At 69.4% G+C, this 12119-nt stretch carries 5 protein-coding genes and 1 pseudogene; 2 read left to right on the forward strand and 4 right to left on the reverse strand.

The window, feature by feature from the left end:
• Nucleotides 1-3562: pseudogene (locus WBA97_RS25040) on the reverse strand (type I polyketide synthase); the annotation flags it as partial.
• Between the two features lie 225 nt (nt 3563-3787).
• Nucleotides 3788-4360, reverse strand: coding sequence for a TetR/AcrR family transcriptional regulator (locus WBA97_RS25045; RefSeq protein WP_424233360.1), 573 nt, complete (start codon nt 4358-4360; stop codon nt 3788-3790).
• 126 nt (nt 4361-4486) lie between these two features.
• Between WBA97_RS25045 and WBA97_RS25050 the strand changes: the two genes are divergently transcribed.
• Nucleotides 4487-5929, forward strand: a complete 1443-nt coding sequence (locus WBA97_RS25050; protein ID WP_424233361.1) for a DHA2 family efflux MFS transporter permease subunit — start codon at nt 4487-4489, stop codon at nt 5927-5929.
• A 315-nt stretch (nt 5930-6244) separates the two neighbouring features.
• Here WBA97_RS25050 and WBA97_RS25055 read toward each other — a convergent pair whose 3' ends face one another.
• Both WBA97_RS25055 and WBA97_RS25060 read right to left on the reverse strand, forming a co-directional pair.
• A complete protein-coding gene (locus WBA97_RS25055) occupies nt 6245-7750 on the reverse strand; it encodes a non-reducing end alpha-L-arabinofuranosidase family hydrolase (RefSeq protein WP_424233362.1) in 1506 nt (501 codons plus the stop codon).
• Between the two features lie 129 nt (nt 7751-7879).
• A complete protein-coding gene (locus tag WBA97_RS25060) occupies nt 7880-9940 on the reverse strand; it encodes a family 43 glycosylhydrolase (protein ID WP_424233363.1) in 2061 nt (686 codons plus the stop codon).
• 755 nt (nt 9941-10695) lie between these two features.
• Between WBA97_RS25060 and WBA97_RS25065 the strand changes: the two genes are divergently transcribed.
• The gene (locus WBA97_RS25065) at nt 10696-12081 is read left to right on the forward strand and encodes an endo-1,4-beta-xylanase (protein WP_424233364.1); all 1386 of its coding nucleotides are present in this window, start codon (nt 10696-10698) and stop codon (nt 12079-12081) included.
• Nucleotides 12082-12119: the final 38 nt, after the last annotated feature.

Below are 12119 nucleotides of genomic sequence, written 5' to 3' on the forward strand. Positions count from 1 at the left end.
GGGCGGCACGCAGTGCCGCCGGGTCCACCGGGCGGGAGACCAGCGCGTCCACCGACGCGACGGGTGCGCCGGTGCCGTCGGCGATCGCGAGCGACGTGCCGTCCAGCCGCACCCGCAGCTCGGCGGCCCCCGCCGCGTGCAGGGACACGCCCGTCCACGCGAACGGCAGGACCGGCCCCGACGCGTCGCCCAGCGCCCAGCCCGCGTGCAGCGCGGCGTCCAGCAGCGCCGGGTGCAGGCCGAACCGGCCGGCGTCGGCACGCTGCTCGTCGGGCAGCGCGACCTCGGCGAACACGGCGCCGTCCCGGCGCCACACCGCACGCAGGCCGAGGAACGCGGGCCCGTACTCCAGGCCCGCGGCGGCGAGCTGCTCGTGCAGCCGATCGACGTCCACGGGGGTGGCGGCGCTCGGCGGCCACTCGGTCAGGCCGGTGGGAGCGGTGGCGGTGGCACTGTCCGGTACGAGCCGTCCGGTCGCGTGCCTGGTCCACGTCGTGTCGTCGGCGCACGCGTGGATCCCGACCGGTCGGGATCCGTCGTCGCCGGGTGCGCCGACGAGGATCTGCAGCCGCACCGCGCCGTCGTCGGGCAGGGCGAGCGGCGCGTGGACGACCAGCTCCGCCAGCCGCCCGCAACCGGCCTGGTCCCCGGCACGCACCGCCAGCTCAACGAACGCCGTGCCCGGGAGCAGCACGGTGCCGGAGACGGCGTGGTCGGCCAGCCAGGGGTGGGTCCGCAGCGACACCTGGCCGGTCAGCAGCACGCCGTCCGCGTCGGCGAGTGCGACCGTGGCGCCGAGCAGCGGGTGGTCGAGCGACCCGAGTCCCGCCGCCGAGACGTCCCCGGCCGCGCCGGGCGGATCGGCCAGCCAGTAGCGGCGGTGGTCGAAGGCGTAGGTGGGCAGGTCGACGCGGCGCGCGCCGGGGAAGACCCCGTCCCAGTCCACCCGGCAGCCGAGGACGTGGGCCTCGGCGAGCGCGCGGAGGAACCGGTCCTGACCACCGTCGTCGCGGCGGAGCGTGCCTATCGCGGCGGCCGCGTCGCCGATGGTCTCCTGCACGCCGAAGTTGAGCACCGGGTGCGCACTGACCTCGACGAACAGGCCGTAGCCCTGCTCCACCAGCGCACGCACCGCGGGTTCCAGCCGGACGGTCTGCCGCAGGTTGCGGTACCAGTAGCCGGCGTCGAGCCCGGTGGTGTCGGTCCACTGTCCGTCCACCGTGGAGAAGAAGGGGACGGTGGCGGCTCGTGGGCGGACCGGCGCCAGCACCGCCAGCAACCGCTCCTCGATCGCCTCCACCTGCGCGGAGTGCGACGCGTAGTCGACGTCGATCCGGTTCGCCCGGATCCCGCGGCCAGCACACTCCGCCATCAGCTCGTCGAGTGCCGCGACCGTGCCCGACACGACCACCGAGCCGGGGCCGTTCACCGCGGCCAGCGACAGGCCTGGCGTCAGCAGCTCGGCGACGGCGTCGGCGGACAACGCGACCGACACCATGCCACCGTGTCCCGCCAGCACGCCGAGTTCCTTGCTGCGCAGCGCGACCACCCGCGCACCGTCCTCAAGGGACAGTGCGCCCGCGACGCACGCGGCGGCGATCTCGCCCTGGCTGTGCCCGATGACCGCGCTCGGCCGCACGCCGTGCGCCCGCCACAGCTCCGCGAGCGAGACCATCACCGCCCACAGCACGGGCTGGACGACGTCGACGCGCTCGAGTGCCGGTGCCCCGTCGGCGCCGCGCAGCACGTCCGGCAGCGACCAGTCCACGAAGGGCGACAACGCGTCCGCGCACTCGCGGATCCGGCGCGCGAAGGCCGGTTCGGTGTCCAGGAGCGCCAGTGCCATCCCGGCCCACTGCGAGCCCTGGCCGGGGAAGACGAAGACCACCGCGTCCGCACCGGTCACCGCGGTGCCGAGGAGTGCGCCGTCGCCATCCGCGGCGAGTACGCGCAGGCCGTCGAGCAGTTCGGCGCGGTCGCGGCCGACGACCGCCGCGCGGTGCCGCAGCGCGGCACGTCCCGTCGCCAGTGTCCACCCGACATCGGCCGGTGTGGGGGAATCGTGGGTGTCGAGCCATGCGAGCAGCCGCCGCGCCTGCGCCGCGAGGCCGTCCGGGGTGCCTGCCGAGAGGACCCACGGGACGGGGTGCTCCTCTGGCGGCGTGACGGGCTCGGCATCCTCGGCCGCCGGTGCCTGTTCGAGGATGACGTGGGCATTGGTGCCGCTGATGCCGAACGCGGACACACCCGCCCGCCGGGGCTGTCCGGTCTGGGGCCAGGGCCGGGCCTCCGCCAGAAGCGACACCGCGCCGTGACCCCACTCGACGTGCTCCGAGGGCCGGTCCGCGTGCAGTGTCGGCGGAAGCTCGGCCCTGCGTAACGCCTCGACCATCTTGATCACACCCGCCACACCGGCCGCCGCCTGCGTGTGCCCGATGTTCGACTTCACCGACCCCAGCCACAGCGGCTCGCCTCGGCCCTGGCCGTACGTGGCGAGCAGCGCGTGCGCCTCGATCGGGTCACCCAGCGGGGTGCCGGTCCCGTGCGCCTCGACGACGTCCACCTGGGTGTGCGTCACGCCTGCCCGGTCCAGCGCGGCCCGGATCACCCGCTCCTGCGCGCGCCCGCTCGGCGCGGTCAGTCCGTCGCTGGCCCCGTCCTGGTTGATCGCGGACCCCCGCACGACGGCGAGGACCTCATGGGAGTTGCGGCGCGCGTCGGAGAGCCGCTCCAGCACGAGCATCCCGACCCCCTCGCCCCAGCCGGTGCCGTCCGCGCCGTCGCCGAACGGTTTGCACCGGCCGTCCGGCGCGAGGCCGCGCTGCCTGCTGAACTCCACGAAGACCTGCGGTGTCGACAGGACGGTCGCCCCGCCGGCCAGCGCGAGCGTGCACTCACCTCGGCGCAGCGCCTCCACCGCGAGGTGCAGCGTGACCAGCGACGACGAGCACGCGGTGTCCACCGTGAGCGCCGGGCCCTCCAGCCCGAAGGTGTACGCGACCCGTCCGGACGCGACGCTCGGCGCGCTCCCGTTGCCCACGAACGCTTCCAGGTCGTCGGGGACGGTGCGCAGCCTGCTGCCGTAGTCGCTGTACATGAGACCGACGAACACGCCGGTGCTGGTGCCGCGCACCGACGACGGCGCGATCCCGGCGTGCTCCAGTGCCTCCCAGCTCGACTCCAGCAGCAGGCGGTGCTGGGGGTCCATCGCGAGCGCCTCGCGCGGGCTGATGCCGAACAGCGCGGCGTCGAAGTCGGCGGCGGTGGCCAGGAACCCGCCTTCGCGCGCGTAGCTCGTGCCCGGCCGGGCACCGTCCGGGTCGTACAGTCCATCGAGGTCCCATGCGCGGTCCCCGGGGAACTCCCCGATCGCGTCGCGGCCCGACCGCACCAGTTCCCACAGGTCCGCCGGCGAGGCGACACCGCCGGGATACCTGCAGGCCATCCCCACGATCGCCACCGGCTCGTCGGCGGCCTCGGTGACCTCGTGCAGAGATCGACGGGTGTCGCGCAGCTCCGCGGCGAGCCGGTTCAGGTACGCGCGCAGTTTCTGCTCATCACTCGTGGACATTCCGCTCCCCAGCAGCGAATTTGAACAAGAATGGTCGGCGCGGCCAACGCACGCGCAGCTCTGCACAGGCGAGGATCCGACCTGTATTTAGGCCCTCGTCTGTTTCAGTGTATCGAAGCCGGAACCGTCGTGAGCGTCTGGAAATTTCACTTTCCAGAATCGAGCCGACTGACGACGTCCCCTGTTTGGCGCATTGTCAATTAACTATTCCCGCCATTATTGTGGCGCGCCAAGGCCGCGCCCGACGAGTTCGCGGAGGCGCTCCGCGCGCTCCGCATCCGCGTTCTCCGCGACCCAGCGCATGGCCACCAGCGCGGCGAACAGATCGTCCCCTGTCACATCCGCGTGTACCTCTCCCAGCTCCTGGGCACGGGCCAGCAATCTGGCCGCCGCGTCACGCAACACGCGGCATGGCGCGTGCAGTGCCGAGGTCTCGTCGCCCAGCGCGGCCAGCATCGTCTCCGGGAGGCCGCGGCACTCTCCCGGCGCGGAGGAGAACGTGGTCATCCAGTCGAGCAGCGCCTCCCGAGGGGTGTCGGACGCGAGCAACGCGTCCGCCGCCTCCCCGAGCGCGAGGAAGCCCTCCCGAAGCACCGCCTCGAGCAACGCGTCGCGGTTCGGGAAGTGCCGGTAGAGGGTCCCGATCGCCACGCCCGCACGCCGCGCGACGTCGCGCAGCGACGCCTGGGCGCCCTGCTCCGCGAACACCTCACGGGCCACGACCAGCAGGTTGTGGTGGTTGCGACGGGCATCCGCCCGCCCAGGGACCGTCACGCCGGAACTCGTCATCCTTGCGGTCCTCCCCCTCTCTTTCGACAAGGTGAGCAGTGCTCATCTAGCATCCGGAGCACTGCTCATTTTCCGCGGAGCACCGCTCACGTTCCTCCGCGCCCACTAAACCAGACGGAGGCCCGCTTGACCACCGAGACCGATCAGAGCTCACCAGGAGCCCAGGACGGCGCCGTCCGGCTGCCGCCCGCACTGCGGCGCGTCATCCTGGTGACCCTGCTCGGCTCGTTCATGGCCAACCTGGACTCGACGATCGTCAACGTCGGCCTGAACACCATCGCAGGCGACCTGGACTCGTCACTGGCGGACATCCAGTGGCTGGTCACGGCCTACCTCCTGGCCATGGCGGCGGTCATCCCGATCACCGGCTGGCTCGCCGTGCGGTTCGGCGCCACCCGCCTGTACGTGGTGGCCACGGTCGTGTTCACGGCGGCGTCGCTGGCCTGCGCGGTCGCCACGGACGCCACCCAGCTCATCGTCTTCCGCGCCCTGCAGGGCATCGGCGGCGGCATGTGCCTGCCGATCGCGCAGATGCTCCTCGTTGGCACGGCCGGGCCGAAGCTGCTGGCGCGGGCGATGAGCGTCAACGCCGCGCCGACGCTGCTCGCCCCGATCATCGGTCCGACGCTGGGCGGCCTGCTCATCCAGCACGCCGGGTGGCGATGGATCTTCTTCGTCAACGTGCCGATCGGCGTGGTGACGGTGGGGCTCGCGCTCTGGCTGCTCACCCGCGAGGCCCCCCGCCCGGCCGGGCGCGTCGACCTCCCCGGCTTCGCACTGCTCACCACCGGCTCGGTCGCCGTCACCTTCGGGCTGGCCGAGATCGGCGGCACCGGCAGGCTCGGCGCCCCCGTTGTCCTGGTGGCGTGCGGCGCGGGCGTCGTACTGCTCGCGCTGTTCGTGTGGCACGCGCTGCGGGCCTCGAACCCCCTGCTCGACCTGCGGCTCTTCAAGAACAAGGTGTACAGCGCCGCGTCGCTGACCAACGCGTGCGTCGGCGCGACGGTGTTCGGCGCGATCATCCTGCTGCCGCTCTACTTCCAGATCGTCAGGGGCGAGGACCAGGTGTCCACCGGCCTGCTCCTGATCCCGCAGGGCACGGGCGCGGCGATCGCCATCTGGTTCGGCGCGAGGCTGATCGAGCGCTTCGGGGCCGGCATGACGACACTGATCGGCGGCGTGGTCGGCATCGTCTCCACCCTGCCGTTCGTCTTCGTGCAGGCCGACACGTCACTGGTCTGGCTCGGCGTCGTGATGTTCGTCCGCGGGGTCGGCATCGGCCTGGTCGTGGTGCCCGCGACCGCCGCCGCGTACCGCGCGATCCCCCCGGCCAGGATCCAGGACGCGTCGGTCCAGATGAACGTCGGCCAGCGCCTTGGCGGGTCCGTGGGTGCCGCCGTGCTGACCGTGGTGCTCCAGCAGCAGGTCGCCGGCGCGACCACCCCGGAGGCCGCGGCGTCCGGCTTCGGGACCGCGTTCGCGTGGGTCGTCGGCGTCGCGGTGGTCGCGACGATACCCGCGATCCTGCTGGCGTCGGCCGAACGGAAGGCAGCCAGAACAGCGGCGTGACGCGGCGTCGGGAAACGCAGGTCCGCGATATTGACAGCACCTGCTTTCGCATTCTGGAGAACGCGTCATTCTTTCTCATTTCGGCGCGCTCAAGAATGATTTTGCGGAGGACAGATCACGGCACTGTTCACCCATTTCAGAGTGAGGTGACCTGATCATCCACCTTGGACGCTGCCGTCATGACCGCCGCCACTGACCCGAGAGGACAGTAATGCTCATCGACGACGCGCTGCCCTCGTTCGTCGACGGGTCCGGCGCCCTCACCCGGTGAGGGTGGGGGCGCCGGTCCGGCCGCGGTGGAGCCGCGTCAGTCGATCAGCGTTGCAGTGTCAGCAAGCCCGGCCGGTAGGGCAGGAGGCCGTAGTCACCGCCGGAGTTGGGACTGCGTCCCTGATAGAGGAACTGCAGGTTGCAGGGATCGATGGTCTTGGTCTGGTCGGGGTTGTCGCGGATCAGGTCGCCGTGGCTGATGTCGTTGGTCCAGGTGGCACCGCTGTTTGCCTTGCCGGCGAATGGGTTGCTCTCGCTCGCGGCCTGCGGGGTCCACGAACCGCTCAGGCTGCTGGACGTGAACGAGCGGAAGTACCGACCGTTGTTCCCGATCGCCTCGACGATCATGAGGTACTGGTTCTGGCCCTCGACCTTGTAGACCTCGACCGCTTCGAACAGGTTGTTCGTCGAGTCGCTCATGATCGTCGTGTAGGACGAGCCGAAGCTGCCGGGGAAGTTCCCGATGGGCATGCTCTGCCGGTAGATCTTGCCGTTGTCACCGGCGAAGAACAGGTACATGTTCGAGCCGTCACCGATGAGTGTCTGGTCGATGGGCCCCGTGCCAGAGCCGCTGATGCTCGCGGTGGAAAGCGTCTGCGGCGACGACCATCCGTTCGGGTTGGTGGGGTCGCTCGACGTCCGGTAGGTGAAGGCGGTCCCACCCCACTGGTAGGCGAGCACCCAGATGCTCTTCGGGGCGAAGTACAACAGCGTGGGTGCGACGGTGCCGGAGTTCATCGCGTTCTGGCTTGCCGACGCCATGTCGGACCAGTTCGTGAACGTGGTGAAGTTCATCGAGCCCCAGCTCGTGCCCGTGTCGTGCGTCGTCGCGTAGACCAGGTGCTTGCCGTTGTAGGGGACGTAGGTGAAGTCCTTGAGTGAGACCCAGCCCTGCCTCGGGTTCGCCAGCACTCCCGTCGACGACCAGCGGTACGTCGACGGAAGCGAGCACTCGCCGGGGTCCGGGTCGCTGCCAATGCGGACGAGTTGCCACTGCTGGTTGGACCCGCCCCAGTCGCTGTACTGGACGACGGCCGCTCCGTCCGCGGTCGACGCGCCGGTCACCTCCACGGCTTTGCCGCTGTTGCGGTTGATCAGCCTGACGTAACCGCTGTCGGAGTCGGCGAGACGGAACTGCTGGTTCGCCCCGTTGAGGTCCGGCCACTGCTGGAGTCTTCCGCCGTCGGCGGTCGACCAGTTGGTGACGTCAAGGACCTTGCCGGAGTTCTTCGACCTCAGCCGGTAGTAACCGCTTCCGGAGTCCACGAACTGCCACTGCTGGTTGGCGCCGTCGTGGCGCGACCACTGGTGGATCACCGCTCCATCGGCACTGGACGTGCCGGAAACGTCCAACGCCTTGCCACTGTTGCGGTTCACCAGCACGTACCACGCACTCGTGTCGACGGTCGCCGCCGACGCCGCGCCGGTGTTGAGCGCGACCGCCGCACTGGCCGCGAGGACGGTCGCGAGCAGGGTGATCAGCGCGCGCACCCCACCTCTGCGCCGGACGCGGGGTGGCACGGTCGGCGGGGCTTGACCCATCGAATTCATGATGGTTCTCCTTACGGTGTCAGGGCCACGAGGCCCGGTACATGCGCAATCGGGAGCGCTCCCAGAGGGGGTGCGCGGAATCGAGCAGCAGGACACGTTGCTCTGGTCGGACGAGGTCCACCGCTCTCGCTACGGCGTGGTGAGGTCGAAGCGGCGTACCGTGACCGCGCCGCCGAGGGCCTGGGTCGCGTAGTCGAAGATCCCGAAGCGGTAGCCCATGAAGAACTGCCAGGTGTTGTTCAGCGTCAGCGCGTTGCCGAGCGGGATGAAGGTGGTTCCGTCGGTGCTGTAGGAGAAGCGGGCCTGTCTGCCCGAGCCGGGCCGGATGTCGGCGTTGGCCCGCAGCCAGATCCTGCTGCCCGTGATCGCCGCGCTCGCCGCCTCGGTGCCGGTGTTCGTGGTGTTCCAGTTGCTGTCCATGGCCAGGCCGCCGGTCATCACCACGCGGGTGGTGCCGTTGTCGCGTTTGACGCCGATCCACGCCGAGGACTGACGCAGCATCGCGAGCCCGGCCCGGTCACCGTCGCGCATCGCGCTGTGGTCCAGTTCGATGGTCGCGGTGGAGGTCGGGCCCTGGATGCGGTGGGTGAGGGTGTTGCGGGCCGCGTACAGGTCGCCGGTGACCGTGGCCGTGTGCAGGGTCAGGCCGTTGTTCACCGCGTACCGGCTGGTGTCGGGGTCGTGGTTCCACTCCCACTGGGGACCGAGGGTGGTGCCGTCGAAGGTGTCCGTGCCGGTGAGCGGCTTCACCGGCCGGGGCGGCAGCGGCGCCGGGTAGTTCACGCCCCATCGGCCGTTGACGGTCTGTAGTACCGGCCAGCCGTCGGACGTCCAGGTGATCGGGGCGAGCGCGGGCACCCGGCCACCGGGGTAGGCGTCGACGAAGGCCATGTAGTACCAGGATCCGTTGGGCAACTGCACGAGTCCGCCCTGGTGCGGCACGCCGCCGCCGCTGATCGGGCCGGGCAGGTCGAGCAGGACCTGACGCACGGTGTACGGACCGAACGGACCGTTGTCGGACTTGAGCACGTACTGGCCGTTGGCCGGGCGGGTCAGCCAGATGTAGTAGCTGCCACCCCGTTTGTAGAACCGGGCGCCTTCCAGCGTCCCGATGTTCGACGGAGTCTGGAAGACCTGCTGGGACCGGACCTGACTGCGCCCGTCGGCGGACAGCTGGGCCACGCTGATCGTGGTGTTGCCGTAGGCGACGTACATGGTGTCGTTGTCGTCGATCAGCATGCCTGCGTCGTAGTAGCAGTTGTCGATCTGGGCGTGCCGGTTCCACGGGCCTTCCACGCCCGCGGCGGTGTAGATGAACGTGTCGTTGAACTCGATGCAGCCCGCCCAGTAGTAGGTCTGGTTGCTCGGCCGGTACGCCAGCGTGGATGCCCAGATACCCTTGACATAGGCGCGCTGGCCGTTGGTCAGGTCGTACTTCGTGCCGAAGTCCAGCGACGGCACGGAGTGACCGGCGAACTCCCAGTTGACCAGGTCGTAGGAGCGCAGGATCGGCGCGCCCGGCGAGTAGTGCATGGTGGACGCGGTCATGTAGTACGTCTCGCCGACTCTGATCACCTCCACGTCGGCGAAGTCCTGCCACACCACCGGGTTCGTGAACTGGTCGGCGGGCTGCTGCCCGCCGTCCACCTGATTGAGCTGCCACTGCTGGTTCGCGCCACCCCAGTCGCTGTACTGCACGACGTTCGCGCCGTCGGCGGTGGACGCGTTCTGCACCTCGACGGCCTTGCCGCTGTTGCGGTTGACCAACCGGACGTGGCCGCCGTCGGAGTCGGCGAGCCGGAACTGCTGGTTGGTGCCGTTCCCGTCGGCCCACTGCACAATCGCGCCACCGTCGGCGGTGGAGAAGTTGTGCACGTCGAGCACCTTGCCGGACAGCTTCGACTTCAGCCGGTAGTAGCCGTCGCCGGAGTCGACGAACTGCCACTGCTGGTTCGTGCCGTCGTTGCGGGCCCACTGCGTGATCCGCGCGCCGTCGTTCGTGGCGTGGTTGTAGACGTCCAGGGCCTTGCCACTGTTGCGGTTCACCAGCACATACCACGCGCTCGTGTCCACCGTGGCGGCCGCGCTCGGCGTCGGGTTGACGGCCATCGCGGCGCCGCTCAGCAGCGTGGTCACCAACAGGGTCACCATGCCGGTCAGCCGACCGGACCGGCCTCTTGTGAAGATCATGTCCAGCGCGCTCCCAGTTTCGATGACGAGGTGGTGTTAGCGCAAACACGAGTCAGCAGCGTCAGCCGAGGGTGCTCTTGTCCGAACAAACAAGTGCTCAGGACCCCGACTCGCAGCTCACATGAAAGCACCGCGCGCACACAGGGGTCAACAGATCGGAACAAGAATGTTAACGCTAACTCTCCGCGACCGACGTCGTCCGGACGAGCGCGACCTGGGGAACCACCCACTTCCCGCAGGTCGCCACGCCGGCCAACACCCACCGGCGATCCCACGGCCCCTGACCGAAAACGATTTCGGTGCCCGGCTCATGAAACTTTCGGAATGACACTCCCCCGACTGACCAAATACGAAACTTTCGGTGCTCCGGTGCGCGAAGTGCTCTTTGCAGTCGCCCGTCCTTCACCATGAGCGCGCTCACAACAATTGCGCTCGCAGGCCTCTGAGCAGGACAGTTCGACTGGGAAGTTCCGCATATGCGCAGGTAGGACCGAGTCTCTGGATCGCCTGCGGCGATCACCGCGCAGTTCCCCTCTGCATTAGCGTTCACAATGAGCGGCCGCGACACATTGACTTGCTCTCGACCGGTTCGCTACCTTCTGCGCAGAGGGCATCACTTGGCGAGCGCGCGACGACGCGATACCTGCCGCCGTGTTGTCGACCCTGTGGACAATGGTGTCGAAGGGAAATGCGCAATGTTTCGAAACAAATCGAGAACTCCGATTGCGGCGGCGGTGTGCCTCGCGGTCGGGTTGATGGTCGCAAGCCTGGTGTCGGTGTTCGCCGGCACGGCGCAGGCGGCGGCGTCGACGCTGGGTGCCGCGGCGGCGCAGTCGAGCCGCTACTTCGGGACGGCGGTCGCGGCGAGCAAGCTGGGTGACAGCACGTACTCCACGATCCTGCGGCGTGAGTTCAACAGCATCACCGCCGAGAACGAGATGAAGTGGGACGCGACCGAACCCAACCGCAACTCGTTCAACTACAGCAACGGGGACCGCATCGCCAGCCAGGCAAGCAGCCAGGGCGCGGCCCTGCGCGGGCACGCCCTGCTCTGGCACCAGCAGCAGCCCGGCTGGGCGCAGGGCCTGTCCGGCAGTGACCTGCGTTCGGCGGCGATCAACCACGTCACCCAGGTCGCCACCCACTACCGCGGCAAGATCCACTCGTGGGACGTGGTGAACGAGGCCTTCGCCGACGGCAGCAGCGGCGGTCGCCGCGATTCGAACCTGCAGCGCACCGGCAACGACTGGATCGAGGCCGCGTTCCGCGCCGCCCGCTCAGCCGACCCCAACGCCAAGCTCTGCTACAACGACTACAACACCGACGGCATCAACGCGAAGAGCACCGGCATCTACAACATGGTCGCCGACTTCAAGAATCGCGGCGTACCGATCGACTGCGTCGGGTTCCAGTCCCATCTGAGCAACTCCGTGCCTGGCGACTACCAGGCCAATCTGCAGCGCTTCGCCGCCCTCGGCGTCGACGTGCAGATCACCGAACTGGACATCTCCGGGTCGAACCAGGCCGCCGTGTACGGCAGCGTCACCCGCTCCTGCCTCGCCGTGCCCCGCTGCAACGGCATCACGGTGTGGGGCATCCGGGACAGTGACTCGTGGCGGCAGGGCGAGAACCCGCTGCTGTTCGACAACAACGGCAACAAGAAGACCGCCTACAACACCGTCCTGGAGGCACTCAACAGTGGCGGCGGCGATCCCGACCCGGACCCGCCCGCCGGTTCCGGCGAGCTGCGCTCGGTCGGGGCCAACCGGTGCGTGGACGTCCCGAACGCCAGCACCACCAACGGGACACAGGTGCAGCTGTACGACTGCCACGGCCAGTCCAACCAGGTGTGGACCTACACGTCGAGCAAGCAGCTGACCGTGTACGGCAGCAAGTGTCTCGGCGCGAGCGGCCGGGGCACGACCAACGGCACGGCGGTGGTCATCTGGGACTGCGACGGCGATTCCAACCAGCAGTGGAACCTCAACTCGAACGGCACGATCACCAACGCCCAGTCGGGACTGTGCCTCGACGCCGTCGGCGCGGGCACGGCCAACGGCACGCGGCTCCAGCTGTACTCGTGCACGACGGCCGCGAACCAGCAGTGGACGGGCCCCGAGCAGGACGACGCCGCAAGGTAGTCAACGCGTGAAGTCGTCAGGGCAGCGCGGGTCCGCGC

This window comes from Actinophytocola sp. (assembly GCF_049647105.1).
Lineage (GTDB): Bacteria > Actinomycetota > Actinomycetes > Mycobacteriales > Pseudonocardiaceae > Actinophytocola.